The organism is Paractinoplanes rishiriensis (assembly GCF_016862375.1).
Taxonomy (GTDB): Bacteria; Actinomycetota; Actinomycetes; order Mycobacteriales; family Micromonosporaceae; genus Actinoplanes; species Actinoplanes rishiriensis.
The window spans coordinates 19253-44748 of record NZ_BOMV01000055.1 but is presented as its reverse complement, the minus strand read 5'-3'; the positions used below and the strand labels follow the sequence as shown (position 1 = coordinate 44748).

Genomic DNA, 25496 nt, shown 5'->3' with positions numbered 1-25496 from the left:
TCACCGGTCAGCGACGGCCCGCGGTCAGGGTGACGAGGAACTGGCCGCCGCCTGCATCGACGCTCGCGGTTACCGGCAGTCCGGGCACCAGCCGGGTGAACCGGTCGGCCAGCCAGTCCGCCGCGTCCTGGGCGTCCTTCCGGCTCGGACAGCGGGCGACCAACTCGCGGCCGCCCTTACGTTCGAGGCGCTCGGCAACCGCGATCAGCGGCGCCGGCTCCACCACATGCAGACGGTCCGGCCAGCCGATGACCACCTTCACCGCGCCCTTGCGGGTGTTGCAGGCACGGTGCGCGAGCCGCTCGGCAACCTTGGCCTTCCGGTCGGCGGTGCGGCTGTCGACGCTGGGACCGCGCGGATCGTTCACCGGCATGTCGGGGTCGACCGGCTCGTCGCACACCCAGCACCGCCAGGCGTCACGGGTCGCCACGTCATCAAGCAGACTCATCCGCGTAAACTAGCCTCTCGCGCTCCCGCCGGCGCAATCCACAGCGCCGAAAGGACAGCGCCAATGCACCCGCGATTCGCCGAACTGGACTGGGTCCCCACCCGCATCGGCGAGGTCAGCCTGCGCCGGCGCCTCGAGCCCACCACCCAGACTGAGGTGTACGAGGTCAAACTCGGCGACGAGTATCTGATGTCCAGCCTGTTCACGGTCGCGGAGCAGGAACTGGCCCGGCTCACCCTCGCGGCCCTGCCGGACGCACCGCTGGACGTCGTCGTCGGGGGTCTCGGCCTCGGCTACACCGCCCGCACCGCCCTCGCCGACGACCGGGTCCGGTCGGTGATCGTGGTCGAGGCGTTGGCGCCGGTGATCGACTGGCATCGCCGTGACCTGCTCCCTCAGGCCCGCACGCTCACCGCCGATCCCCGCACCACCCTGGTGGAAGGCGACTTCTTCGCCATGCTGCGCGATGGCACGGGGTTCGACCCGGCCGCACCGGACCGCCGCTTCGACGCCATCCTGGTCGACATCGACCACTCGCCCGTCAACGTTCTGGACCCCACCCACGCCGACCTCTACACCACCACCGGACTACGCCGGCTCGGCAGCCGCCTGCGCCCGGGTGGGGCGTTCGGACTGTGGTCCGACGACGCACCCGACGAGGCATTCCTCACCGTCCTGCGGCAGTGTTTCGTCACGGCAACCGCCCATGTGGTGACGTTCCCCAACCCGCTGACCGGGGGCAGTTCCGCCAACACTGTCTACGTCGCGACCTCCGCCGGCTGACCCTCAGGGGTTGGCCACTGAGCTGCTGGGGGCGGGCTGAATCCGCTCGAAACGCACCCGGTTCAGGTATCCCGGGAGGTCGCTGAGCACGTACAGCTCGCCGTGGACGTCGACGTCCATGGCGGACGGCTGGGTGGGGAAGTTGCCGATGATGGCGGTCTCGTAGCCGCCGCCGGGCTTGGGACGTACGGCGAACACGCGGGTCGAGCAATAGTCGCTCGCGACGTATGTGCCCCATGCCTCGGGGGTCTGGGACCCTCGGTACACCACGCCGCCGGTCACCGAGCAGTTGAAGTTGAAGTGGTCGTACTCGTAGACCGGGTCGGTGTACCGCACGTCCGACCGGCACTGCTCCTGGTCGAACACCGGGGTGCCCTCCCGGCAGGACCAGCCGAGGTTCGCGCCACCCTGCCACGGGCGGATGTGGTTGATCTCCTCGACCAGACCCTGGCCGACGTCACCGATCCACATCGAGCCGTCGACCGGGTCGAAGGAGAACCGCCACGGGTTGCGCAGTCCGTAGAGCCAGATCTCCGGTCGCGCGCCCGCCGTGCGGACGAACGGGTTGCTGCGGGGCACGCAGTATGCCTTGTCCCCGCAGGTGCGGTTGACGTCGATCCGCAGGATCTTGCCGAGCAGGGTGCCGAGATTCTGACCGGATTTGAACGGGTCGTTCGCGTGGCCGCCGTCGCCGAGGGACCAGTAGAGGTAGCCGTCGCGGCCGAATGCCACCTGTCCGCCGTTGTGGTTGCTGTACTCGGCGTGCTCCTGGGTGAGCAGCACCTGCACCTGCTCCGGGGCGGCGAGGGAGACCCGGGCCAGGGTCAGCGTGCCGGCCGGCAGTGCCGTGTAGGCCACGTAGAGGATCCCGGTCCGCGCGAAGTTCGGCGCCGGCGTGATGCCGAGCAGGCCGCGCTCGTTGCCCGACTCGTCGATCCGGGCGGTCAGGTCGAGCACCGGCTCGACCGCCAGCCCGGTGTCGGGATGGTAGGCGCGGACCGTGCCGCTCTTCTCCGCGATCAGCATCCGGCCGTCCGGTAGTCCGGTGATCGCGATCGGGCGACGCAGGCCGGTGGCCACCCGTTCGGATACCACGGTCAGCTCTGCCAGTGGCACCGCGGGGAGGCGGGATGCGCCGTCAGCGGCGGTGCCGGCCGCCGATGCCGCGGGCAACAGGAGCGCGGACAGGACCAGAACGAGCAGGCCGGCCAGCATGGCGGCCGGGCGGCGACGCCGTCGCGACATGTTCAGCTCCTTCAGCAGAAGGGGGGCGCAATCTGGGAGCGTTCCCACCGTACATCGATCGGCGCCAATATGAGTGATTGACTTGTCGCAAGTCTTGACGCATCATGTTGAGACAAGACTTGAGACATGGGAGGCGACATGCCGAACGGGACCTTGCCGGATGTCGACCCGCCGGTGCGTCCGGCGGACCTGGAGCAGGCCGGTGTGTGGCTGGCCGGGCACGGCCTGGCCGACGCCCGGCCGACGCCGTTGCTGGCGGCGCGCCTGGCGGTGCGGCGGCGTGCCCGCCTGGCCGCTGCGATTCTGCTGGCCGTGTTCCTCATCGCGACTGCCCTCGTCTACACCGGGGGCCTGCCCGACGAGGCCGGGTCGTACCGGAGCTGGTCGCTACTGCTGGTGGTCGCCCTGGTGGTCGGGTTGGTGGTGGCCCAGGCGCTGCTGGACTGGTGGGTCCGGCGGGTCGACCGGCGCGCCGGTGCGACGCTGCCGCGGCGGGCGGCGTACGCGGTCCGGCTCGGCTGGCGTACCGTGCTCGGCTGGCCGCGTGCCGCCTTCACGGTGACCACGTTCGCGGGGGCCGCGGTGCTGGCGGTCGGCGCCCTGGCACTGCCGGACGCCACCGTCAGGTACGCGGCGGTCATTCTGCTCATCGGGCTGTTCGGGCTCGCGGCCGGCGTTGCCGTCGAGCTGCGCCATATCCTGACGCACCCGGTCGTGGCGGACGACGAGGTGTCGCTGACCGCCGACGTCATCATGCGGGTCGAGGACGCCCGGGTCGGCGCCATGCCGACCGCGGTGTGGTCGGTGTGGTCCCTGCCGGTCGTGTCGATGTTCAGCACCGGCTTCGGGTGGTGGAACGCCTCCTGGCTCGTCTTCATCCTGCTGAGCGTCATCGCGCAGGCCCTGATCGACACCCGAACCGCCCGGACCGCCACGGTGGCGCGGCAGGTCGTGAGCGCACCGTGAACCGGATGATCGTCATCGACGCAACCTCCCCCGTCCCGCCGTTCGAGCAGCTCCGGGCCCAGCTCGCCAGGCAGATCCAGGACCGCACGCTGGCCGTGGGCGCCCGGCTGCCGACGATCCGCCGGCTGGCCGCGGACCTCGGCCTGGCCGTCAACACCGTCGGCCGGGCCTACCGGGAGCTGGAGGACGCGGGGTTGATCGAGACCCGCGGATCGGCCGGCTCGTTCGTGTCCGCGGCCGGCGAACAGGGACGCGAACGTGCCGGCCGCGCCGCCGCCGACTACGCCGCCGTGATCGCCAGCGTCGGCATCGACACCGACGAGGCCATCCGCATCGTGCGGGCGGCGCTGACCCGGGGGGTCGCAGCATCTGCCGCCGCCCCTGAGCCGAATGGGGCATGACAGGGTGGTTTGACCGCGCCGGCCGGAGGGATACCGGAGTCATCCGGGATTGAGGAGCCGACTATGGAGTACCGCACTCTGGGTGGCACCGGCACGGTCGTGTCGGCGCTGTGCCTGGGCACGATGACGTTCGGCAAGGAGAGCAGCGAGGAGGTGTCGCACGCCCAGCTCGACCGGTTCGTCGAGGCCGGCGGCAACTTCGTCGACACCGCCGACGTCTATTCGCGCGGCGGCTCCGAGGAGGTCATCGGGCGCTGGCTGGCGGCCCGGGCGGGCGTACGGGATCAGCTCGTCATCGCCACCAAGGGCCGCTTTCCGATGGGCGATGACCCGAACGCGGGCGGGCTGACCCGGGTGCACCTGTCCCGTGCGCTCGACGCCAGCCTGCGCCGCCTCGGCGTGGAGACGATCGACCTCTACCAGGCGCACGCCTGGGACCCGCTGACCCCGATCGAGGAGACCCTCGGCTTCTTCGACGACGCGGTCCGGGCCGGCAAGATCCGCTATGTGGGGGTCAGCAACTTCCTCGGCTGGCAGTTGCAGAAGGCGGCGCTGCTCACCCGGTTCCGCGGCCTCGCCCCGATCGTCACCCTGCAGCCGCAGTACAACCTGCTGGCACGCGAGATCGAGTTCGAGCTGGTGGACGTGTGCCGCAATGAGAACATCGGCATTCTGCCCTGGTCACCGCTGGGCGGCGGCTGGCTCACCGGCAAATACGTACGCGACGACGTGCCCACCGGCGACACCCGGCTCGGCGAGGACCCGGGTCGCGGCATGGAGGCGTACGGCCCCCGCAATGCCGACTCCCGCACCTGGCACATTCTCGAGGCCGTCCGCCGCGTCGCCGAGGAACGCGGCGTGTCGATGTCGCAGGTGTCGCTCGCCTGGCTCGCCGGCCGGCCGGCCGTCACCTCGGTGATTCTCGGCGCCCGCACCCTCGAGCAGCTCGACGACAACCTCGGCGCCGCGGGCCTGCACCTGTCGGACAAGGAAACCGAGCTGCTCACCGAGGCCAGCACCCCGGTGACCGGCGAGTATCCGTACGGACCGCAGGGCGTCGCCCAGCGCGGCCGCGGGATCTGACGGCGTCACCGGCGCCAGCGCCAGCCCAGTTCCGCATCGGTCGGCGCCGGCCCCGGCGTCTCGCCTCCGGTGCGCAATCCGTCCAGCAGCACCGCCAGATAGCGCCGCCGCAGCTGCCCGGTGCGCTCGGCGTCCGGCACCCGGACCGCCGCGCACATCTCCAGCAGCATCGTGATGTCGGCCGGGTCGACGCCCGGCCGCAGTTGCGGCCGGGCCCGCTCGAACAGGGCCCGGGCCAGCGCATCGGCCCGCTCGGTGTCGGAGAACATCACCGGGGTGGGCTGGAACGTGCCGGCCAGGTGCACGGTCAGCGAGTGCACGTCGGCGTCGACCACGGCGCGCAGGAACGACTCGAAGGCGGCCCAGTCGTCCGGCTCCGCCGCCGCGCGTTCGGCCTCGGAAATGAAGCGGCGCAAGCCGTCGTGGCACAGCGTGCGCAGCATGTCCTCCTTGCTGGGGTAGCGCCGGTAGAGCGCGCTGATGCCCACGCCCGCCCGCTCGGCGACCGCCGAGATCGGCGCCCGGTGGTCGGCCAGGAACACCTCCCGCGCCGCGGTGAGGATCGCCTCGTTGTTGCGCGCTGCCTGCTGGGTCCGTCCGGCCGTCGTCATTGCCTCAGATTAACAGTGGAACGGATCGTTCCGCTCTGCTAGGCTGAAGCGGAACGAAGCATTCCGTTCCAACCTACGGGAGACCATCATGCAGCCGTTCCGCATCGAGATTTCGCAGGCCGACGTCGACGACCTCCGCGACCGCCTGCGCCGCACCCGGTGGGGCAGCGAGATCCCCGGCCAGGGCTGGAGCCGGGGCGTCCCGGTCGGCTACCTGCGCGAGCTGGCCGCCTACTGGGCCGACGAGTTCGACTGGCGGGCCGCCGAGCGCCGGCTCAACGAACTGCCCCAGTTCCGGACCGAGGTGGACGGCCAGATCCTGCACTTCGCGCACGTCCGCTCGGACAACCCGGCCGCGGTGCCGCTGCTGATCAGCCACGACTGGCCGGCCTCGTTCGCGCTCTACCTGCCGGTGGTCGAGGCGCTCCGGGCCGACTTCCACCTGGTGCTGGCCAGCAACCCGGGCGTCGGCTTCTCCGGCCCGCTCACCTCGGCCGGCTGGAACACCGCGCGCAGCGCCGCCGCGCTCAACGAGATCATGGCCAGGCTGGAGTACGACCGGTACGGCGTACAGGGCAACGGCGGTGGCGCCGCCATCGCGGTCGAGATGGGCCGGCAGGCGCCCGAACGGGTGATCGGCGTGCACGTCAACGGGCACCTGACCTTCCCGTCCGGCGCCCCCGACGACTTCGACGGTCTGACCGAGGCCGAGCAGGCCCGGCTCCAGCGCCTGCAGGACTTCCGCGACGACAAGATGGGCTTCAACGCGATCCAGTCGACCCGGCCGCAGACGCTCGCGTTCGGCCTGCACGACTCACCCGCCGGCCAGCTCGCCTGGATCGTCGAGAAGTTCAAGGAGTGGACCGACCCGTCGGCCGACCTGCCCGAGGACGCGATCGACCGCGATCTGCTGCTGACCAACGTGAGCCTGTACTGGTTCACCGGCACCGCGGGCTCGTCGGCCAACCTGTACTGGGAGATGGCGCATGACCCGTCGGCGTGGGCACCCAAGGAGAAGTCGACGGTCCCGCTCGGCGTCGCGCTCGCGGTCACCGACATCACGGTCCGCCGCTTCGCGGAGCGGGAGACGCCGGTTGCGCATTGGACGGAACTTCCGGCCGGTGGCAACTTCCTCTCCGCGGAGCAACCGAAGCTGTACGCCGACGACGTGCGCGCGTTCTTTCAGCGGGTCCGCGGCGGCGCGGTGTAGTCGCGGTCGGCCGAGACCCAGATGATCAGGAGGCCACCGGTGCCGGTCGCGGCGTCCAGGACGAACCAGTCGTCCGGGACCGCAGCGGCCGGCAGGTCCGCCGCACCGGGCACCGACCGGTACGCCAGCGACTTGCCGCCCGCCCGGACCTCTCCCACGGTCTTCCCGATCATGCGCCGGGCCAGCCCGGTATCGCCGCCCTCGACCTCTTCGCCCGGCCCGGCCTGCCGGCCGAAGACGATCACGGCGGTGCCCCGGTACGTCAGCGGCACCCGTATGCCGACCGAGCAGTTGCCGTTCGCCGTGCAGTGGCCGGGCGTCTCGAGCGCCCGGACGCCCGGCACGCTCTCCTCGGTGAAGATCACCCGCCCGACCTGCTCGGCCGGGGCCGGCGCGAGCTTCAACGTGATGTCGAGGCCGCGTTCGGCGATCTCCCGCCGGTACCGTTCCGGGTCGGCGGCCGGGTCCTTGATCCGGATCTCCAGGAAGCCGCCGCTCTCGGTGAACTGCACGGCCCGCGCCTGCACCGGCGGTGTGCCGACCTCGGCGGGCAGCGCGGCGACGACACCGAACACCACCGCCGCGGCCACCCCGACGCCGGCCAGCCGCCGCCAGTACACCGGCTTCCGTTCGGCGACGATCTCCTGGAACAGGGCCGGCAGCCGGAGACTATTTCAGCGCCAGGCGTTGTCGAACGCCTCGAGGACCACCGTGCACCCGTGCGGGTAGTCGCCGCGGCTGTTCACCAGCAGGGCCACGTCGACCTGGATGTGGAACGACATGACGCAGCCGCGCATGCCCCGGCCGCCGGACTGCGCCCACACCGCGCCGTGCCCGTGGTAGGTGCCGTACTTGCCGTTGTACGCCTTGAGGCCGAGCTGCCCGTCGACCATGTGCGAGCGGGCGGCCGCCGAGACCAGCTTGGTGGTGTAGCGCACGTGCGAGATGAACGACGCGATCCCGTTCGCCGACAGGTTGTATCCGAATCCGCCGCAGCTGGAGACGTAGTCGGCCGGGCCCCAGCCGGCCTGTCCGCCGGTCGGGTAGGCGTACAGCTTGGTGGGGTTGGGGTCGGAATTGCTGCAGCTCACGGTGGTGTTGGCGAGCGCGAGGACGGGCTTGAGGTAACCCAGGAACACGACACCGGTCAGATAGTCGAGCTGGGCGGGGGTGACGTTCGGCGGCGGCGCGTCGTAGAGCTTGCTGAAGTCGAGGCCGTACGCGATCTTCGGGACCATGATCCGGAAGATGCTGAAGTTCATGTTGGCGTACTTGTAACTCTTGGATCCCAGGTTCTGGCCGACCGCGATCCGGATGTTGTCCCAGGAACCGGTGGAGGTGCCCGCGGTGGTGCCGGTGGCGGTCTGATAGTTCTGGAGCAGGCCGCTGCGGTGCGTCATCAGCTCGCGGAACGTGATGCTGTCGACCCCGGTGCCGCGCTTCCACGCCTCCGGCAGCCACGGCCCGATCGGGCTGTCGACCGCGATGCCCTTCTGCTCGAGGAGGCGCAGCGTCGCGGCGGCGGTCACCGGCTTGCTGATGCTCGCCACCGTCATCACCTTGGTGGCCGACTGCGGCGTGACCGCGGGGTCCGGCGCCACCCGGGCGGAACCGACGCCGGCCTGCCGCTCCAGCTTCCCGGCCTTGCCGATCGAATAGGCGAAGCCGACCGTCCTGCCGGCCAGCGTGGCGCGCAGGTTCCGCTCGAAGAGGTCCATGTCGAACGTCTTGCCGGAGGTGCCCAGCCCGCCCGGCCCGCCGGTGCGCGGGTTGTCCTCGGCCGTGATGTCGAACGGCGCGGGTTCCACCGGCCGGGTGGCCCGCTCCAGGCCGGCCAGCGTTCCGTCGGCGGCGAGTGCGGCCAGCGAGACGTGCCGCCCGACCTGGTCGACCAGGCGCTGCAGCTCGGGTGAGAGGGTGTCCGGGGCGGCTGTCGCCGGTGCTGCGACGGCGCCGGCGCCGAGAATCAACGCGGTCACGACCGTGGAAAGACGCATGGGAGAAATGAACCACGGCGCCGTGGCCGGCAGCGCCGGTTTGCTTAAGGTCGGGCAATAGAAAGTCAGGAAGGACCGGGAATGCGGTACGTGCTGAATCTGTCCGAGGCCGGCGGGGAAATTTCGGTCGTCGGCGGCAAGGGTGCACACCTCGGGACGCTGATGCGCATCGACGGCGTCCGGGTGCCGCCCGGCTTCTGCGTGACGACGGACGCGTTCCGGCAGATCATGACCTCGGTGCCACTCGACCGGGGCGGCACGGACAGCGCCGGGCTCCGCCGGGCCGTCGAGACCGCGCCGGTACCGGACGATCTCGCGGCGGCGATCCTCGGCGCCGTCGACGACCAGGTCGCGTACGCGGTCCGGTCCAGCGCGACGGCCGAGGACCTGCCGACCGCCTCGTTCGCCGGTCAGCAGGACACCTACCTGAACGTGATCGGCCCGGCCGCGGTCCTCGACCACGTCCGCCGGTGCTGGGCGTCGCTGTTCACCGATCGGGCGGTCGCCTACCGCCGGCGCCACGGCATCGACGACCGCGAGGTCCAGATGGCCGTGGTCGTCCAGCAGATGGTCGTCCCGGACGCGTCCGGCATCCTGTTCACCGCCGACCCGGTCACCGGCAACCGCCGGGTCACCTCGGTGGACGCCGGCTTCGGCCTGGGCGAGGCGCTGGTGTCCGGCCTGGTGAACCCGGACGTGTTCAAGGTGCGCGACGGCGAGATCGTCACCCGGACGATAGCCACCAAGCAGCTTGCCCTCCATGCCCGGCCGGCCGGTGGCACCGAGGAGCGGGCGATCGAGCCGGCCCGGCGGGACCAGCCGGCCCTGACCGACGAGCAGGTCGTCCGGCTCGCCGCTCTCGGCCGGCGGATCGAGGCACACTTCGGCCGCCCGCAGGACATCGAGTGGTGCCTGGCCGGCGACGGCTTCCTGATCGTGCAGAGCCGGCCGATCACGACGCTGTTCCCGGTGCCGGCGGCCGCCGACGGCGAGAACCGGGTCTACGTCTCGGTCGGCCACCAGCAGATGATGACCGACCCGATGAAGCCCCTCGGCTACTCGATGTGGCAGCTCACCGCCCTGGCGCCGATGCACGAGGCCGGCGGCCGGCTGTTCGTCGACGTCACCCAGCGTCTGGGCGCACCGGCGAGCCGGTCCGCCCTGCTGGCGGTGATGGGCCGGGGCGACCCGTCGATCAGGGCCGCGCTGGAGACCGTCGTCGACTTCGTCGCGCCGCTGCCGGACCCGCCGCCGCCCGCCACCCGGCCGGCCGCGCCGGAGCCGGTCGCGACCGATCCGGCGATCGTCACGGAGCTGATCGAGCGCAGCGAGGCATCCGTCGCCGAGCTGCGGCGGGAGGTCGCGAAGAGGTCCGGACCAGCGCTGTTCGACTTCCTGCCGGCGGCCTTCGAGGAGCACAAGCGGGCCCTCGGCGACCCGCTGAGCTTCCAGGCGATCATGGCCGGGATGGAGGCCACCTGGTGGCTCAACGACCACCTGGAGGAGTGGCTGGGGGAGCGGAACGCCGCCGACACCCTCACGCTCTCCGCCCCCGGCAACATCACCTCGGAGATGGGCCTGGGGCTGCTGGACGTCGCCGACGCGATCCGCCCTCATCCCGACGTGGTGGCGTTCCTCGAGGAGGTGCGGGACGAGGACTTCCTCGACGACCTGCCGCAGGTGCCGGGTGGCACCGCGGCCCGCGACGCCCTGGAGTCCTACCTGGACCGCTACGGCGTGCGCTGCGTGGGTGAGATCGACATCACCCGCCCACGCTGGATCGAGCGCCCCACCACCCTGCTGCCGGTGATCCTCGACAACGTCCGCAACTTCGAGCCCGGCGCTGCCCACCGGCGCTTCGAGCAGGGCCGGCAGGCAGCAGAGCAAAAGGCACAAGAGGTTCTGGTACGCCTCAGCGCCCTGCCGGACGGCGAATCCCGCGCCCTCGAGACCGAACGCATGATCGACCGGCTGCGGACCTTCATCGGCTACCGCGAATACCCGAAATACGCCATCGTGAGCCGCTACTACGTCTACAAGGAGGCCCTGCTGCGCGAGGCCGAAAACCTGGTCGGCGCCGGTGTGCTCCGGTCCATCGAGGACGCCTTCTACCTGACCTTCCAAGAGCTTCAGGAGGCCGTACGCACGAAGAAGGCCGACGGCGCCCTGATCTCCCGGCGCCGGGAGGACTTCCGGTCGTACCGGGCCCTGACCCCGCCCCCGGTGCTCACCTCGGACGGCGAGGCCGTAACCGGCGCCCACCACCGGGACGACGTGCCCGACGGCGCCCTGGCCGGCCTCCCGGTCTCGGCCGGCACCGTGGAGGGACGGGCCCGGGTGGTCCTCGACATGGCCCAGGCCGACCTGCAGCCGGGCGACATCCTGGTCACCGCGTACACCGACCCGAGCTGGACGCCCGTCCTGGTCACCGTGGCCGGCCTGGTGACCGAGGTGGGCGGCCTGATGACCCACGGCGCCGTGATAGCCCGCGAATACGGCCTGCCGGCGGTCGTCGGCGTACACCGGGCCACCCACCTGATCCAGGACGGCCAACGCATCCGGGTCCACGGCTCCGGCGGCTACGTCGAACTCCTCCCCGGAGCTGTCTAGCTCATCAGGTCGGACGGGGTGATCCGGAACAGCATGGTGCCGTTCAGCGGACCGGCCACCGCCTCCATCTGGTTGCTCCAGCCGCGGGTGGGGTTGGGGTGGGCGTACCGGGCATAGAACGGGAAGCCCACCGCCCGGATCACCCACCAGGTGCTGTCGTACTTCCAGACCTGGAAAAGCTGCTGCGTGCCGTGAATTCCCTCGGCGCCGGCGTACAGGACGCCGTTGGTGCCGTACGACCAGTAGCGGCCGGTGAGGTTGGAGTAGATGGCGTAGTGGTCCGTGCCCCACCCGGGGTCACGGCAGAACATGAACTGCTGGTTCCAGGTGTCGTCCCCCGGTACGCCGTCCGCGTAGAGGGTGGTGTTCCCCTGGTACATCAACGGATCCGGCCGGACGTTGAGGCCGGTCTCGCCGTGCGTGATGAAGTGCCAGCTGCGGCTGCAGGTGGTGGCCGCCACCGCCGCTCCCGGCACGCTCACCACGCCACCACCGACCAGCACCGCCACCACCGCGGCCCGCAACAGTCGTCTCATTCGATGCTCCCCGTGCGCCGGCGCTGCGGGCACCCACACCCGCGACGATCGCCGCGCTCAAGGCCTCATCCTCCGGACCCCGGCCCGGGCCGCTCCAGACCTTTCACCCACCCCTGAATAGAATTGCCGGATCCCGCATTCACCCCAGACCGAAGGCATTGCTTGACGTTCACCGGGTGGTGGTCGTAGCGGTGGGGATGGTGTGGCCGAACGCGGCGGCGCCGGCTGCTCGGTGGACGGCTGTGGTGCGGGCCTCGCGGTGGCGGCCCATCAGGACGGCCAGGGCTACGCCCAGGGCGGCCAGCACCGCCATCAGGATGGCGGCCCGGGACAGGCCGGTGGCCAGGGCCTCGGCGGGGGACGCGCCGGCCTGTTTCTGGGTCTCGATGGCGGCCGCGTACACGGTGGCGGTCGCCGCGGTGGCCAGTGAGCCGCCCACGTACCTGGCCATGTTGGAGATGCCGGCGGCCGCGCCCACCTCCTCGGGGTCCACCGACGAGGTCGACGCCGAGGATGCGGGGCCGTTCGCCAGGCCGAGGCCGACGGCCATCACCACCAGCGGGATCACGAACGCCGTGTACTTCCAGGACGACGACGCGAAGCCCAGGACCGCGAAGCCGGCCGTGGACAGCAGGAAGCCCAGTGCCACCGCCCGGCGCGAGCCGATGCGTACGGCAATCGGGGTTATCAGGGGGGTTATCGCGATCATCACGGCCACCGCGGGCAGTGTGGCCAGGCCGGCCTGCAGGGCGGTCATGCCGAAGGACGCCGGATCCTGGAAGTAGAGGCTCAGGACGTACATGAGACCGTTGATGGTTCCGGCCACCAGCAGGATCGCCAGGGTGGCGCCGACCAGCACGCGGTTGCGGAACAGGTTCAGGTCGACCAGAGGGGCCGAGACCCGGCGCTCGGCGGCCACGAAAGCCACCACGCCCAGCGCCGCCAGCACCAGGCAGCCGATGGTCGCGACGGACAGCCAGCCCCAGTCGCCGCCCTCGCTCAGCGCGAGGACCAACGGCACCAGGATCACCGCTATCAGCACGGTGCCGGCCCAGTCGATCACGTGCGAGCGGGACTCGTCGCGGGACTCGCGGACCATGAACAGGGTGACCGGGATGCAGGCGGCGGCGATCAGCAGGTCGATCCAGAACAGGCCCTGCCAGCCGGTGATGCCGACCAGCAGGCCGCCGACCAGCGGGCCGGCCGCGCCGCCGGCCGCGGACGCCGCGCCCCAGAGCGTGATGGCCTTCATCTGGCCCTGGCCGGCCGAGTCCACCGAGAGCAGGCTCATGCCGCAGGCCAGGATGGTCGAGCCGGCCGCGCCCTGGATCATGCGGCCGGCGATCACGCCGGTGGCGCTGGTGGACAGGGCGATCAGCGCGCACGAGGCGACGAACAGCAGCAGGCCGCCGAGGAAGACCTTGCGGCGGCCGAACACGTCACCCAGCGCGCCGGAGGTCACGATCACCGCGGCGCCGACCAGCATGTAGCCGGTCACCGCCCACTGCAGGGTGGCGACCGGCGCGCCGGTGTCCTCGCTGATCGCGGGCAGCAGGATGGTGACCGCCGACGTGTTCGCGTTCACCACGAATGTGGAGATGCACGCGGCCAGCAGTACGCCCAGGCCGGCGGTGCGGTTCGTCGAAGTGTTCGTCACGCCGGTCAGTCTCGGGCGGGGTGGCGGGGCCGGACATCGCCCGGGGCGGATGATGCCGGGACCCGGTCCGGATTCCGAGACTGACGCGGTGACCGATGCCACCACCACCGGCCCGACGACCCGTCGCGGCCTCTCGCTGACCGCGATCTGCGCCGCGGCCGGCATGGTCTGGCTGGCCTTCGCCGACCTGGGCGTGGCGGTGCCGGCGATCGCCGACGACCTGGACGCCGAGATGGCCGCCCTGCAGTGGGCGAACAACGCGTTCAGCCTGGTCACCGGCGCGCTGGTGATCGCGGCCGGCAAGTTCGGCGACATCTTCGGGCGGCGGCGCATGCTGTCGATCGGCATCGTGCTGTTCGCCGCCTTCTCGCTGGTCGCGGCGCTCGCCCCGAACGTCGGCACGCTGATCGCCGGGCGCGCCTTGATGGGCATCGGGGCGGCGCTGATCCTGCCGGCCACGCTGGCGCTGATCCCGGCCGAGTTCAGCGGGCCGGCCGAGCTCACCGCGTTCGGGGTCTGGCAGGCGGTGGCCTGGGGCGGGCAGGCGATCGGCCCGGCGGTCGGCGGCCTGCTCACCGACACCCTCGGCTGGCCCTGGCTGTTCTGGATCAACCTGCCGGTGGCGGCGCTGACCTACCTGGCGCTGCGCGTGTCCACCCCGGAGTCGCTCGACCCGCACGCCTCCCGCCGCATCGACTGGCTCGGCCTGGTCACCATCGGGCTGGCCATCTTCGCCCTGCTCTTCGGCCTCACCGCCGGGCCTGGCGTGGGCTGGTCCGATCCGCTGGTGGTGGTCCTGCTGGTCGTCTCGGTCCTGCTGGCATTTTCCTGGTACGCGATCGAGCGGCGGGCCGCCGAGCCGCTGGTCCGGCTGGACCTGTTCCGGCTGCGCCCGTACGACGCCGCGCTCACCGCCAACCTGGTGATGAACCTGGCCTTCGCCGGCCTCAGCTATCTGCTCGTGCTCTGGCTGCAGAACGTCCGCGGGTACGACGCCGTCCAGGCCGGCCTGCTCCTGCTGCCGGCCACCGTGGGCATCTTCGTGTTCATCCCGCGCGGCTCCCGGATGTCGGCGCGGCGCGGCGGCCGGATGCCGGTGCTGCTCGGCCTGGTCCTGCTGGCCGGCGGGCTGTTCGTGCTCGGGTTCCTGACCGACGACGTCTCGCTCTGGCTGCTCGCGGCCGGCCTGCTGGTCATCGGCGTGGGACTCGGCCTGCTGTCCACCCCGATCTCGGACACCGCGGTCGGCGAGGTGCCGCCCGAACTGTCCGGTGCGGCGGCCGGCTTCTTCAAGATGTCCAGCATGGTCGGCGGCGCGCTCGGCGTGGCCGTGCTCAGCGGCCTGTCCGAGGGCTTCAGCACCGGCGGGACGCTGGTGATCACCGGCCTGATCGTGCTGGCCGCCCTGCTCGCCGTACGGCAGCTCTGGCCGAAGCCGCACGCGTAACGACCGTAAAGGAGAGGTGCTGTGCTCGACGAACTCCGTGGCCGGGTCAAGGCGCTCATGCCGCAGGCCCGCGACGACCTGGCGGAAATGGTGGCCTTCAAATCGGTGCACGACCCGGCCCAGTTCCCGGTGTCCGAATGCGACGGGATGGTCGACTGGCTGCTGCGCACGTTCCGCGGCCTGGGCTTCGACGACGTGGCCGCATACCCGACGCCGGACGGCAGCAAGGCGGTCTGCGGCTCGCTGGCCGGCCCGCCCGGCGCGCCGACCGTGCTGCTCTACTTCCACCACGACGTGCAGCCGCCGCTCGACGTCGCGGCCTGGGACAGCCCGGTGTGGCAGCTGACCGACCGGGGCGGCCGCTGGTACGGCCGGGGCGCCGCCGACTGCAAGGGCAACATCGCCACCCACCTCACCGCGCTGCGGGCGGTCCGCGACCACCTGCCGGTCACCGTCAAGATCGTGGGGGAGGGCTCGGAGGAGCAGGGCACCGGCGGGCTCGAGGCGTTCGTGCCCGCCAACGCCGGGCTGCTGCAGGCCGACGCGATCCTGGTCTGCGACGCCGGCAACTTCGCGGTGGGCGTGCCGGCCGTGACCAGCAGCCTGCGCGGTCTGGCCAACGTGGTGGTCTCGGTCGAGACGCTGGCCGGGCCGATGCACTCCGGCATGTTCGGCGGCGCGGCCCCGGACGCGCTTGCGGCGCTCATCCACATGCTGGCCACGCTGCGCGACGAGCGCGGCAACACCACGGTCCACGGCCTCGACACCACTCAGGTCTGGCCCGGCGCCGACTACCCGGCCGACCAGTTCCGGGCCGACGCCGGCCTGCTCGACGGCGTCGACCTGCTCGGCGACGGCCGGGTGGCGGACCTGGTCTGGGCCCGGCCCGCGGTCACCGTGCTGGGCATCGACTGCCCGCCGGTAGTCGGTTCGTCGGCGGCCATCCAGCCGCGCGCCCGGGCCCGGATCAACCTGCGGGTGCCGCCCGGTATGAACGCCCGCACCGCGCAGGACGCGCTGATCGAGCATCTGCGGCAGGCCGCGCCGTGGAACGTCCGGGTGGACATCACCCGCGAGGCGGACGGCGAGCCGTTCCAGGGCGCCACCAGCGGGCCGGCGTTCGACACGCTCACCGGCGCCATGCAGCAGGTGTACGGGCGGCCCGCGATGATCGAGGGGCAGGGCGGCTCGATCCCGCTGTGCAACGTCTTCCAGGACACCTTCCCGGACGCCGAGATCATGCTGATCGGGGTGGAGGAGCCACGCTGCCTGATCCACGCGCCGAACGAGAGCGTCGACCCGTCCGAGATCGAGAACATGGCGTTGGTGGAGGCGCTGTTCCTGCGGAACTATGCGTCAGCCCGATGACGAGCAGGAACTGCTCCGGTTCCTGCTCTATCTGGGCAGCGGCCTGACGGCGGCGGGGGAGGCGGTCAACCAGACCCAGGACCACCTGATCGAGGTGGCCGCCGCCTACGGTGCGCCGCATGCCCGGGTCGCGGTCTTTCCGACGTACGTGGAAATCGCCCTCGAACCCGGACGCGCGGCAACTCTCGAACCCACCCGCCAGCTCCGCGGGATTCTGCGGCTGGACCAGGCCGCCGCGTTGTACCAGGTGCTGCGCGCCGCGCGGCGCGGCGGCCTGGCGCCGGCCGACGGCAGCCGCCAGGTGCTGGAGATCGTCGACATGCGGCCGCGGTTCGGCCCCGGGATGACCATCATCGGTCACGCGGTGCTGACCACGGGCATCTGCCTGGTGCTCCAGCCGACCTGGGGCGACCTGGTGCTGTCGGCGATCTTCGGGGTGCTGGTCGCCCTGCTCAAGCTGGTCGGCGCGCGCTGGTCCAGCCTCCAGATGATCATGCCGGTGACGGTGGCGTTCCTGGTCGCGAGCTGTACGTTCCTTCTCGCGGGGGAGGGCTGGGCGGACGCCGACCTGCGCGCCATGATCGCGCCGCTGGTCACTTTCCTGCCCGGCGCCGCGCTCACCATGGCGGTGGTCGAACTGTCCGCCGGCGAGATGATCACCGGAGCCAGCCGGCTGGTCTCCGGCGGACTCCAGCTGATGCTGCTCGCTTTCGGCATCACCGCCGCCACCCAGGTGGTGACGCTGCCCGCGGCGGACGAGCTGATCGACAGCCCGCAGAACCTGATCGGCTGGTGGGCGCCGTGGCTCGGGGTGCTGGTGGTGGGCCTCGGCACGTACTGGTTCCACTCGGCGCCGCCCCGCTCGCTGCCCTGGCTGCTGCTGGTGCTCACGGTCGCCTGGCTCGGCCAGTTCCTCGGCAACCTGATCTTCGGGAGCTACCTGAGCGGCTTCTTCGGCGCGCTGGCCATGACCCCGGTGGCGTACGCGGTGGAGCGCCGGCCGTCCGGCCCGCCCGCGCTGGTGTCCTTCCTGCCGGCGTTCTGGCTGCTGGTGCCGGGCGCGCTGGGCCTCATCGGGGTCACCGAGTATCTGGACCGCGACCCGGCAGCGGCCGCCGAGGACCTGTTCGGCACGGTCTGGTCGATGATCGCGATCGCGCTCGGGGTGCTCTGCGGATACCCGCTCTATCGCTCGCTGGCACGCACGCTGGGCTGGATCCTCACCGATCGGACTGCGGATCGCCCAGCGCGCCGGTGAGCCGGTCCGCATATCGCCGGGCCGCCACGATGCTGTCCAGCGCGGCGGTGCGCCGGGCGCCGGGACTGATGGTGCCGCCGAGCCGCATCCGCTCGCGGATATCGTGCATGGCCGCCAGGTGGGCGTCGAGCAGGTGGAGCACGTACGCCGAAAGGTCGGTCTCGGCTTCGATCGTCATGCCGGCAAGTTTTCGGGACGACGACCGCCGGACACCTCCTTCCCGGCGGATGAACCAACCACCCGATTAACGAATGGTGGACAGCGGCTGAACGGATTCAGGGAATTGCATTCGTGCATTAACGGGACCCGGATAGTCCGCGGCGCCCGGGCCGGACCCTGACTGCCGCCCGCGCACCGGCGTTGGCCTGCGGCTCGGCTGCGTGGCCGTCCTGGGACAGGCAAATGCCCGGCGGATTTACCGTCCGCCGGGCATTCATTTTCGGGTCGGGTCGCGATCCGCTGGGTCCCGTCCGGCCCCATGGATCGCGCCGGGCCGCCTTCCGTCCGGCCGATCCGCGCCGGAACCGGATGTCAGGACTGGTCGGCCAGCAGCTTGGCGCGCTCCGGCCAGGTGGCCAGGCTCGGTGCCGAGCGCAGGCCGGCGGCCGTGATCGCGGCGCGCAGGGTGGCCACGTCGGCGTCGGCCACCTGCTGGTAGGTGGTGATGCCGGCGGCGGCCAGCGCCGTGGCGATCTTCGGGCCGATGCCGGCGATCCGGGTGAGGTCGTCGGCCACCGCGACCGCCACCGGGGCCGGCTTCTCCGGCTCGGCCGGAGTGACGACCGGCTCGGCCGGAGTGACGACCGGCTCGGCTGGTGTGACGAGCGGCTCGGTGACCGCGGGCTCGGCCGCGACCGGCTCCGGCAGGTCGGCCACCGCGGCGATGGGCTCGGTGGCCTGTTTCGGCACGACGACCGGGTCGGGCTCGGCCACCGGTTCCGCGACCGGTTCCGCGACCGGGGTCGTCGCGGCTGGCTCGGGCTCGGCGACGGGCTCGGCGACGGGCTGGGCGATGGGCTGGGCGACGGGGGCCGGCTTGAGGTCGGGCTCGGCCGCCGGGCCCAGCGCCGTCGCGGTCGCCGCCGGAACGGTCACGGCCTTGGTGTTCGTAGCCGGCTCGCGGTCGGCGGCCGGTGTGTCGTCGGTGGACTTCGCCGACGGGATCTGCGCGGTGGTCACGTCCTTCGGAGCGGTGACCGTCGAGGTGGGCGTCGTGGCGGACTTGGCCGGCGTCGAGGCGGACGGCTTGTCGGCGGCGCGGCGCCCCCACAGCACCCAGCCGCCGAGCAGGCCGATCACGACCCCGGCAACAAAGAAGAGGAACGAAGCCATGCAGGGCCTCCGGGCAATCAGTCGTGCAGATGTAGCGCGCAGCTTTGCACATCACTGTGTTTGCGCACCATGAGGGTGCAACGACAGAGCGACGCCAATCGTTGTGCCAATCACCGCTGGTTATCCGGCGGTAACTCCCCAGTGCTGTTCCCCGGGGCCTCGGCGCGACCGTGTTCCGGTTTAGACTGTGCCCCGCCCAGTGACCGATTCGCGCGACAGGAGTGGCCGCACCGGATGCACCGCGTCACCCTCTCCGCCGCCGAGTTGTCGCTCCTGGCCACCCAGGCCGGCGTCGCGCTGCCACCCGGCATGGTGCTCCCGGAGCCGGCCGCCGACCCGGACGCCTGGCCGGCCACCGCCGACGCGGTCCTGCGCCGCCGCGGCCTGGTCGACGGCGACGACACCCCGGTCCCGGCGGTGGCCGCCACCCTGACCGTGCTGGCCAGGCCGGATGCGACCGTGCACATCGAGGTGACCCTGCCGCATCAGGCCAGCACTGCGCTGTTCGCCGTGTCCGGCGGCCTGGCCGCCTCGCTGCGCCAGCTGGACGACGGCGACCTGGAGCTGGCCCTGTTCCCGGCGTGGGAGCTCGGCACCGAGCTGGCCGGAGCCGTCCCGGCGCCTCACCGGGCCGATTTCCCGGACGTCGTCCCGGCCTACGCCTCGCCGGCCGGCACCGCGGGCCGCCGTCCGCGGCCGCCGCTGCCGGGCGGCGCCCAGGGCTCCTTGGCGGCCACCGTGACCAGTGCGGACGGCACCACCTACGGCACCGTCGAATGGCTGGCCACCGACACCGGCTGGCTGGGCCTGCAGTCCGTGCCCGGCCACGACGGCGCGCCCGGCGCCGCGGTGCAGCCGCCCGCCCTGACCACCTGGCTGGCGCCGGCCCTGGACGCCGCTCTGGCCGCCGCGCGCTGACCAGCGCCTACAGGTCGACGATCTCGCGGCCCAGCGGCCAGAAGGCCACCGGCACCAGCTTGAAGTTCGCGATGCCGAACGGGATGCCGATGATGGTGATGCACTGCGCCACGCCGGTGACCAGGTGGGTCAGCGCCAGCCACCAGCCCGCCAGCACCACCCACAGGATGTTCGCGATGCCGGACGCCACGCCCGCGGACGGGCGGCTCACCACGGTGCGGCCGAACGGCCACAGCGAGTAGACCGCGAGACGCAGCGAGGCCACGCCGAACGGGATGGTGACGATCAGGACGAAGCAGATCAGGGCGGCAATGCCGTACGCGATGCCGAGCAGGAAGCCGCTGCCGAAGATGAACCACAGGATGTTGAGGATCAGCCGCACCACTCCAGCATGACCGATGGTCACAACGCCCGGGGCTGCTCGGTGAGGGGTGAGTAACCGGGCTCGCACAAACGATTGACCGGCCGGAAACGGCCTGCATCTAGCGTGTGGGTGCAGGTGGTCGCCGGTCGAGAGGAAACATGTGGGCACGCAGGTCAGGACGGTCTGCGGGTATTGCGGCGTGGGCTGCGGGATGGTGCTCGACGTCGCGCGCGGGCCGGACGGACGGCGGCTGGCGGTCAAGGCTCGCGGTGACCGGGATCACCCGGCGAACGCGGGACGGCTGTGCACCAAGGGAGCCACCAGCGCGGACATGCTGGCGGCGCCGGGGCGGCTGGACACCGCCCTGGTCCGCGGCGCGCGGGACGAGGCGCCCGCCCGGCGGGACGTGGACGCCGCGATCAGTGCGACCGCGCGCCGGCTGCGGGCGATCGTCGACGAGCACGGCCCGGACGCGGTGGCGCTCTACGTCTCAGGGCAGATGACCCTGGAGGCGCAGTACCTGGCGAACAAGCTGGCCAAGGGCTTCCTGCGGACCAACCAGATCGAGTCGAACTCGCGGCTGTGCATGGCCAGCGCCGGCACCGGCTACAAGCTGTCGCTGGGCGCGGACGGGCCGCCGGGGTCGTACGACGACCTGGATCACGCCGACCTGTTCCTGGTGATCGGGTCGAACATGGCGGACTGTCACCCGATTCTCTTCCTGCGGATGCTCGACCGGCTCAAGGCGGGTGCCCGGCTGATCGTCGTCGACCCCCGGCGCAGCGCCACCGCCGACAAGGCCGACCTGTTCCTCCCGATCCGGCCCGGGACGGATCTCGCCCTGCTCAACGGGCTGCTGCACCTGCTGGTCGCGAACGGCGACATCGACGAGGACTTCATCGCGGCGTACACCGACGGATGGGCGGGGATGCCGGATTTTCTCGCCGGCTACTCCCCGTCGTACGTCTCCCAGGAAACGGGTCTGAGCGAGGAGAGCATCCGGCAGGCGGCCGAGTGGATCGGCGCGGCCGGCAACTGGGTCACCCTGTGGACGATGGGGCTCAACCAGAGCACCCACGGCACCTGGAACACCAACGCGATCTGCAACCTGCACCTGGCGACCGGCGCCATCTGCCGGACCGGCAGCGGGCCGTTCTCGCTGACCGGGCAGCCGAACGCGATGGGCGGCCGGGAGATGGGCTACATGGGGCCGGGCCTGCCGGGGCAGCGGTCCGTGCTGGTGCCGGCCGACCGCGAGTTCGTCGAGAACGCCTGGGCCCTGCCGGCCGGCACGCTGCGCACCGAGGTGGGCAAGGGCACCGTCGAGATGTTCGAGCGGATGGCCGAGGGACACATCAAGGCCTGCTGGATCATCTGCACCAACCCGGTCGCCTCGGTGGGCAACCGCCGCACCGTCATCGCGGGTCTGGAGGCCGCCGAGTTCGTGGTCACCCAGGACGCGTTCGCCGAGACCGAGACCAACGCGTACGCCGACATCGCCCTGCCCGCCGCCATGTGGTCGGAGGCGGACGGCATCATGATCAACTCCGAGCGCAACCTGACGCTGGTGCCGCAGGCGGTCGACCCGCCGGGGCAGGCGCTGCCGGACTGGCAGCTGATCGCGCGGGTCGCCGCCGAGATGGGTTTCGCGGACGCGTTCGACTATCGCAGCGCCGCCGAGATCCTCGAGGAGATCAAGCAGTTCTGGAACCCGCAGACCGGCTATGACCTGCGGGGGGTGAGCTACGAGCGGCTTGCCGCCGGGCCCGTGCAATGGCCGGCTCCGCCGGGTTCCGGTACGCGAAACCCGATCCGCTACCGCGACGGCGGGTCCGGACTGACCTTCGCGACCGCGAACGGACGAGCCGTGTTCCACCCACGGCCGCATCTGCCGGCCGCCGAACTGCCCGACGACGACTACCCGTTCGTGCTCAACACCGGCCGGCTCCAGCACCAGTGGCACACGCTCACCAAGACCGGCAAGGTCGCCAAGCTCAACAAGCTCAATCCGGGCCCGTACGTCGAGATTCATCCCTCGGACGCGGCGCGGCTCGGTATCGCGGCCGGCGCCCCCGTGGAGATCACCTCGCGGCGGGGCCGGGCGGTGCTGCCGGCCGAACTGACCGAGCGCGTGCAGCCCGGCAACTGCTTCGCCCCGTTCCACTGGAACGACCTGTTCGGCGAGTACGTGAGCGTCAACGCGGTGACCAGCGACGCCGTCGACCCGCTCTCGTTCCAGCCGGAGCTCAAGGTCTGCGCGGTGGCGTTGACGCCGGTGCCGGTGGTCGACAGCCGTCCGGCCGAGCCGCTGCACGCCATGCTCGGGCTCGCACTCACCCCGCCGGCCCTCGACGACAACCAGCGCCAGTACCTGTCCGGGTTCATGACGGCGATGGGCGCGCTCACCGCCGATCCGGTGCTGCCGCCGCTGCTGCCGGCCAACGCGCCGTTCGACGCCGGCACGGCGGCCTGGCTCAACGGGATGCTGGCCGCTACGTTCGGCCGCACCGCGGTGCCGGCCGCCGCGCCGGCATCGGCCGCGACCCGGCGCCTCCAGGTGCTCTGGGCCTCGCAGACCGGCAACGCCGAGGACTTCGCCCAGGCGGTCGGCCGGCGGCTGGCCGACGCCGGGCGCCCGGCCAGCCTGCGCGGCATGGACGGGCCGGCCGCCGACCTGCTGGAGAGCGACGCCGACCTGCTGATCGTGACCAGCACGTTCGGCGACGGCGAGGCACCCGACAACGGCACCGGCTTCTGGGAGTCGCTGACCGGCCCGGACGCGCCCCGGCTGGACGGCCGCCGGTACGCGGTGCTGGCCTTCGGCGACTCCACCTATGACGACTTCTGCGGGCACGGCCGCCGCCTCGACGACCGGCTCGCCGAACTGGGCGCGGTCCGGATCGCCCCGCGGGTGGACTGCGAACCCGACTTCGAGGACGACGCGAACGGATGGCTAGACCAGGTGGTGGTGGCGCTGACCGCACCGGTCGCCGAGCCGGTGCCGCAGCCCACCCGGGCCGCGCCGCTGACCGCCGCGCTGTGCGGCAACGAACTGCTCAGCGGCCCGGGCTCGGCCAAGGAGGTGCGGCGGTTCACGTTCGACACCGGCGGCGGCCTGGAGTACGCGGCCGGCGACGCGCTGGGCATCTGGCCGAGCAACTGCCCCGACCTGGTGCAGGAATGGCTGGACGTGACCGGCCTGCGCGCCGACCAGACCGTGGACCTCGGCCAGCCGGGCGAACGACCGCTGGCCGAGGCGCTGCGCCGCGACCTGGACATCACCCGGATCACCCCCGACCTGCTCCGCTTCCTCGCCGAGCGCAGCGGCGACGCGTACCTGAAAACCCTGCTCCGCCCGGACAACAAGGGTGAGCTGGCCAAGTGGGCGTGGGGCCGGCAGGCCGCCGACCTGATTGCCGAGTACCCGGTCCGGGCGGCCGCGCAGGAGTGGGCCGACGTGCTCAAGCGCCTGCAGCCGAGGCTCTACTCGATCTCGTCGACCCCGCTGACCGAGCCGGACCGGGTGAGCCTGACGGTCTCGGTGGTGCGCTTCGACAACCTCAACGGCCGGCCCCGCAAGGGCGTCTGCTCGACGTTCCTGGCCGACACCGCCGGCGAGGTCCCGGTCTTCGTCCAGCGCTCGCCGCACTTCCGCCCGCCCACCGACCCGTCCACCCCGATGATCATGGTCGGCCCAGGCACCGGAGTCGCCCCCTTTCTGGGCTTCCTGCGCGAGCGTCAGGCCCGCGGCGCCACCGGCCCGAACTGGCTGTTCTTCGGCGAGCAACGCCGCGCGACCGACTTCTACTACGCCACCGAGCTCGAGGAGCTGCGCACCCAGGGCATCCTGACCAGGCTGGACCTGGCCTTCTCCCGCGACCAGCGAAGCAAGGTGTACGTCCAGGACCGGATGCGCGAACACGGCGCCCAACTGTGGCAGTGGCTGAACGACGGCGCCCACCTCTACGTCTGCGGCGACGCGAGCCGGATGGCCAAGGACGTCGACCAGGCCCTCCGCGACATAGCAGCCACCCACGGCCGCGTCGACCCGGACGAATACGTGAAGCAGCTGAGCGCCCAGAAGCGCTACGCCCGCGACGTTTATTGATAGGCAGTCCCTATGAGCCGGATCGGAAATTCGTCTTGGACCTATCGATGACGGTCTTGCTTGCATGGAGGTATGGCTGAGCAGACTTTCAAGATCGCGGCGGTTCCGGCAGACGGTGTGGGCAAAGAGGTGGTGGCGGCCGGGCGCGAGGTGCTCGACGCGATGGCCGCGCAGTCGGGCGGGAAGTTCGCGTTCGACTGGGAGGAGTTCCCGTGGGGCTGTGAGTACTACGAGAAGACCGGCCGGATGATGGACCCGGACGGGCTGGCGACGCTCCAGGAGTTCGACGCCGTCTATTTCGGCGCGGTGGGCTGGGGCAACGTGCCCGACCACATCAGCCTGTGGGGGCTGCGGCTGAACATCGCGCAGAACTTCGACCAGTGGGCCAACGTGCGGCCGGTGAAGTTCCTGCCGGGCGTGGTCAGCCCGCTGCGCAAGGCCGGCGAGGTCGAGCTGGACTGGGTGGTGGTCCGGGAGAACAGCGAGGGGGAGTACGCCGGCTACGGCGGCCGCAACCTGTCCGGGCGCGGGCCGGGCAACGAGATCGCGCTGCAGACGGCCCTGTTCAGCGAGAAGGGCTGTGAGCGGATCATCCGCTTCGCGTTCGAGCTGGCCCGGACCCGTACGGTCAAAAAGGTCTCCAGCGTGACCAAGTCGAATGCCCAGCAGCACGGCATGGTGTTGTGGGACGAGGTGTTCCGCCGGGTCGCGCTCGACTACCCGGACGTCGCCACCGAGAGCGTGCTGGTCGACGCGATGAGCGCCAAGTTCGTGCTCAAGCCCGAGGACCTGTCCGTCGTGGTCGCCTCCAACCTGCACGCCGACATCCTGTCCGACCTGGGCTCGGCGCTGGCCGGCAGCCTCGGCCTGGCCGCCAGCGCCAACCTGAACCCGGAGCGCCGCTTCCCGAGCATGTTCGAGCCGGTGCACGGCTCGGCGCCGGACATCGCCGGGCGCGGGGTGAGCAACCCGATCGGCGCGATCGCCAGCGGCGCGCTGATGCTGGCGCACCTCGGCCTGGCCGGCGAGGCCCGGCGGCTGGAGGACGCGATCGCCGCGGCCACCGCCTCGGGCGTGCTGACCGGCGACGTGGGCGGCACCGCGACCACCGCCGAGATGACCGCGGCGATCATCGGGGAGCTGCGACACTAGGT

At 71.6% G+C, this 25496-nt stretch carries 22 protein-coding genes; 12 read left to right on the top strand and 10 right to left on the bottom strand.

What is annotated here, in order from left to right:
- Window positions 1-7: 7 nt before the first annotated feature.
- Complete coding sequence (locus tag Ari01nite_RS22970) at window positions 8-448, bottom strand: hypothetical protein (protein WP_203783766.1); 441 nt, start codon at window positions 446-448, stop codon at window positions 8-10.
- Between the two features lie 63 nt (window positions 449-511).
- On the opposite strand from Ari01nite_RS22970, the gene Ari01nite_RS22965 reads away from it, so the two are divergent.
- Window positions 512-1231 (top strand): polyamine aminopropyltransferase, encoded by a 720-nt coding sequence (locus Ari01nite_RS22965; RefSeq protein ID WP_203783764.1) that lies wholly within the window; start codon window positions 512-514, stop codon window positions 1229-1231.
- Between the two features lie 3 nt (window positions 1232-1234).
- Here the strand turns inward: Ari01nite_RS22965 and Ari01nite_RS22960 are convergent, their stop codons facing one another.
- The gene (locus Ari01nite_RS22960; protein WP_203783762.1) at window positions 1235-2476 is read right to left on the bottom strand and encodes a PQQ-dependent sugar dehydrogenase; all 1242 of its coding nucleotides are present in this window, start codon (window positions 2474-2476) and stop codon (window positions 1235-1237) included.
- A 138-nt stretch (window positions 2477-2614) separates the two neighbouring features.
- On the opposite strand from Ari01nite_RS22960, the gene Ari01nite_RS22955 reads away from it, so the two are divergent.
- The 3 genes from Ari01nite_RS22955 to Ari01nite_RS22945 all read left to right on the top strand — a co-directional run bounded on the left by Ari01nite_RS22955 (window position 2615) and on the right by Ari01nite_RS22945 (window position 4926).
- A complete protein-coding gene (locus Ari01nite_RS22955; protein WP_239162935.1) occupies window positions 2615-3442 on the top strand; it encodes a hypothetical protein in 828 nt (275 codons plus the stop codon).
- A gap of 5 nt (window positions 3443-3447) precedes the next feature.
- Window positions 3448-3843: a GntR family transcriptional regulator gene (locus tag Ari01nite_RS22950; protein ID WP_203783759.1), complete on the top strand. Its 396-nt coding sequence runs from the start codon at window positions 3448-3450 to the stop codon at window positions 3841-3843.
- A 63-nt stretch (window positions 3844-3906) separates the two neighbouring features.
- The gene (locus tag Ari01nite_RS22945) at window positions 3907-4926 is read left to right on the top strand and encodes an aldo/keto reductase (RefSeq protein WP_203783756.1); all 1020 of its coding nucleotides are present in this window, start codon (window positions 3907-3909) and stop codon (window positions 4924-4926) included.
- Window positions 4927-4931: 5 nt separating this feature from the next.
- Here Ari01nite_RS22945 and Ari01nite_RS22940 read toward each other — a convergent pair whose 3' ends face one another.
- The gene (locus Ari01nite_RS22940; RefSeq protein WP_203783753.1) at window positions 4932-5537 is read right to left on the bottom strand and encodes a TetR/AcrR family transcriptional regulator; all 606 of its coding nucleotides are present in this window, start codon (window positions 5535-5537) and stop codon (window positions 4932-4934) included.
- Between the two features lie 88 nt (window positions 5538-5625).
- On the opposite strand from Ari01nite_RS22940, the gene Ari01nite_RS22935 reads away from it, so the two are divergent.
- The gene (locus Ari01nite_RS22935) at window positions 5626-6747 is read left to right on the top strand and encodes an epoxide hydrolase family protein (RefSeq protein WP_203783751.1); all 1122 of its coding nucleotides are present in this window, start codon (window positions 5626-5628) and stop codon (window positions 6745-6747) included.
- Here Ari01nite_RS22935 and Ari01nite_RS22930 read toward each other — a convergent pair.
- Both Ari01nite_RS22930 and Ari01nite_RS22925 read right to left on the bottom strand, forming a co-directional pair.
- Window positions 6720-7367, bottom strand: a complete 648-nt coding sequence (locus Ari01nite_RS22930; protein WP_203783749.1) for a hypothetical protein — start codon at window positions 7365-7367, stop codon at window positions 6720-6722. The genes Ari01nite_RS22935 and Ari01nite_RS22930 overlap by 28 nt on opposite strands.
- Window positions 7368-7421: 54 nt before the next feature.
- The gene (locus Ari01nite_RS22925; protein WP_203783748.1) at window positions 7422-8744 is read right to left on the bottom strand and encodes a serine hydrolase domain-containing protein; all 1323 of its coding nucleotides are present in this window, start codon (window positions 8742-8744) and stop codon (window positions 7422-7424) included.
- Window positions 8745-8825: 81 nt separating this feature from the next.
- On the opposite strand from Ari01nite_RS22925, the gene rph reads away from it, so the two are divergent.
- The gene (gene rph / locus Ari01nite_RS22920) at window positions 8826-11354 is read left to right on the top strand and encodes a rifamycin-inactivating phosphotransferase (RefSeq protein ID WP_203783747.1); all 2529 of its coding nucleotides are present in this window, start codon (window positions 8826-8828) and stop codon (window positions 11352-11354) included.
- Here the strand turns inward: rph and Ari01nite_RS22915 are convergent.
- A complete protein-coding gene (locus Ari01nite_RS22915; protein ID WP_203783739.1) occupies window positions 11351-11890 on the bottom strand; it encodes a hypothetical protein in 540 nt (179 codons plus the stop codon). The genes rph and Ari01nite_RS22915 overlap by 4 nt on opposite strands.
- A gap of 169 nt (window positions 11891-12059) precedes the next feature.
- Window positions 12060-13547 carry an MFS transporter gene (locus Ari01nite_RS22910; RefSeq protein WP_239162934.1) on the bottom strand — a complete coding sequence of 496 codons (1488 nt, stop codon included), beginning with the start codon at window positions 13545-13547 and terminating at the stop codon, window positions 12060-12062.
- A gap of 88 nt (window positions 13548-13635) precedes the next feature.
- Between Ari01nite_RS22910 and Ari01nite_RS22905 the strand changes: the two genes are divergently transcribed.
- The 3 genes from Ari01nite_RS22905 to Ari01nite_RS22895 are packed head-to-tail and all read left to right on the top strand — an operon-like array spanning window position 13636 to window position 17620.
- Complete coding sequence (locus Ari01nite_RS22905; RefSeq protein ID WP_239162933.1) at window positions 13636-14994, top strand: MFS transporter; 1359 nt, start codon at window positions 13636-13638, stop codon at window positions 14992-14994.
- Window positions 14995-15015: 21 nt separating this feature from the next.
- The gene (locus Ari01nite_RS22900) at window positions 15016-16362 is read left to right on the top strand and encodes a dipeptidase (RefSeq protein ID WP_239162932.1); all 1347 of its coding nucleotides are present in this window, start codon (window positions 15016-15018) and stop codon (window positions 16360-16362) included.
- Window positions 16346-17620, top strand: a complete 1275-nt coding sequence (locus Ari01nite_RS22895; RefSeq protein ID WP_203783735.1) for a threonine/serine exporter family protein — start codon at window positions 16346-16348, stop codon at window positions 17618-17620. Before Ari01nite_RS22900 ends, Ari01nite_RS22895 begins: the two co-directional genes overlap by 17 nt.
- Here Ari01nite_RS22895 and Ari01nite_RS22890 read toward each other — a convergent pair.
- Complete coding sequence (locus Ari01nite_RS22890; RefSeq protein WP_203783732.1) at window positions 17583-17798, bottom strand: hypothetical protein; 216 nt, start codon at window positions 17796-17798, stop codon at window positions 17583-17585. The genes Ari01nite_RS22895 and Ari01nite_RS22890 overlap by 38 nt on opposite strands.
- 353 nt (window positions 17799-18151) lie before the next feature.
- Window positions 18152-18952, bottom strand: a complete 801-nt coding sequence (locus Ari01nite_RS22885; RefSeq protein ID WP_203783731.1) for a helix-hairpin-helix domain-containing protein — start codon at window positions 18950-18952, stop codon at window positions 18152-18154.
- A gap of 234 nt (window positions 18953-19186) precedes the next feature.
- On the opposite strand from Ari01nite_RS22885, the gene Ari01nite_RS22880 reads away from it, so the two are divergent.
- A complete protein-coding gene (locus Ari01nite_RS22880) occupies window positions 19187-19870 on the top strand; it encodes a hypothetical protein (RefSeq protein ID WP_203783728.1) in 684 nt (227 codons plus the stop codon).
- Window positions 19871-19877: 7 nt separating this feature from the next.
- Here the strand turns inward: Ari01nite_RS22880 and Ari01nite_RS22875 are convergent, their stop codons facing one another.
- Window positions 19878-20255, bottom strand: a complete 378-nt coding sequence (locus Ari01nite_RS22875; RefSeq protein ID WP_203784090.1) for a YccF domain-containing protein — start codon at window positions 20253-20255, stop codon at window positions 19878-19880.
- 139 nt (window positions 20256-20394) lie between these two features.
- Between Ari01nite_RS22875 and Ari01nite_RS22870 the strand changes: the two genes are divergently transcribed.
- Together Ari01nite_RS22870 and Ari01nite_RS22865 are read left to right on the top strand one after the other, a co-directional pair.
- The gene (locus tag Ari01nite_RS22870) at window positions 20395-24342 is read left to right on the top strand and encodes a bifunctional nitrate reductase/sulfite reductase flavoprotein subunit alpha (RefSeq protein ID WP_239162931.1); all 3948 of its coding nucleotides are present in this window, start codon (window positions 20395-20397) and stop codon (window positions 24340-24342) included.
- A 72-nt stretch (window positions 24343-24414) separates the two neighbouring features.
- Window positions 24415-25494, top strand: a complete 1080-nt coding sequence (locus Ari01nite_RS22865; RefSeq protein WP_203783726.1) for a tartrate dehydrogenase — start codon at window positions 24415-24417, stop codon at window positions 25492-25494.
- Window positions 25495-25496 lie beyond the last annotated feature (2 nt).